1 protein-coding gene is annotated in these 1,088 nt (G+C 75.1%); it reads right to left on the minus strand.

Going from position 1 to position 1,088, the window contains the following annotated elements:
- On the minus strand, nt 1-1,088 hold a 1,088-nt coding region (locus I9P22_RS24255), incomplete at both ends, for an OmpA family protein (protein ID WP_199262783.1).

A 1,088-nucleotide genomic window follows, 5' to 3' on the forward strand; every position in this document is an offset into this window, starting at 1 on the left:
CGCGGTCGCCGCCACCAGCGCCGCCGCCCGCGCCCGCGCCGCCACCGCCTCGGGGCTGTCGGTCACGCCCTTGACCAGCGCGGCCGGGGCCGGCGCCTCGGTCACCACCGGCGCGTCGGCCAGCAGGGTGAATTCGATGCGCCGGTTGGCCTCGCGCCCGGCATCGGTGTCGTTCTCGGCGATGGGCTGGCTTTCGCCATAACCCCGGGCGGTCAGGTTCCCGGTGTCGATCCCCGCCTCGGCCATGGCGGTCAGCACCGCCTGGGCCCGGGCGCGGGACAGTTCCGCGTTGAAGCCTTCCGAGCCCTGCGAATCGGTATGGCCGCCGATCTCGATGCGGAAATCCGAACATTCCCGCATGGTCTCGGCCAGCCGCGCCAGCGTCGGGGCGGGATCGCCGGCGATCACCGACTTGTTCGGCTCGAAGCCGATCTCGGATTCGCGCATCGCCGCGTTCAGCCGGTCCACGCATTCGACGCCCGAGGGCAGGCCCAGCAGCGGGTCCATGCGCCGGTCGTAGCGGATCGCCAGCTCGTAGCGCGCCCCGGCCCCCAACCGCTGCGCAAGCCGCGCCGCCACCAGGTCCGAGGCGGTCCGGCTGCCCGAGACGCCGCTGATCCGCACCAGGTCGGGCGTCACCGTGGCGGTGCCGCGTTCCAGCCCGCTGACCGCCTCGATGGCGGCGATGGCGCGCAGCGTCCAGCCCTCGGGCACCGAATCGTCGCTACGCAGCGCGCTGTCCACCTGGCCGAAGCGCGCCCGGGCCAGGCTTTCCACCGCCTCGCGCATCCGGTCGTCGGTGATGCGGCCGCGCAGCGACACGCCGGCCGGGTCGACCACCGCAGTGAACTCGGCCGGGCCCCTGGCCGCCTCATCGGCCTTTTCGTGCTGCGCCGTCAGGACGAAGGCCGGGGGCAGCGCCGAATCCAGCCGGCCCGCCGCCTCGTCGAAGCGCGCGGCCGCGACCTCGGCCGGGACGCGCAGCGCCACGTCGGTGTCCGAGATGGTGACCGAGCCCGCCCCCAGCGCCGCGACGGCGCGGATCGACGCGACCGCGGCATCCGCCCAGCGCGGCGAGGGCGCGCCCA

This window comes from Paracoccus binzhouensis (assembly GCF_016446475.1).
Classification (GTDB): domain Bacteria; phylum Pseudomonadota; class Alphaproteobacteria; order Rhodobacterales; family Rhodobacteraceae; genus Paracoccus; species Paracoccus binzhouensis.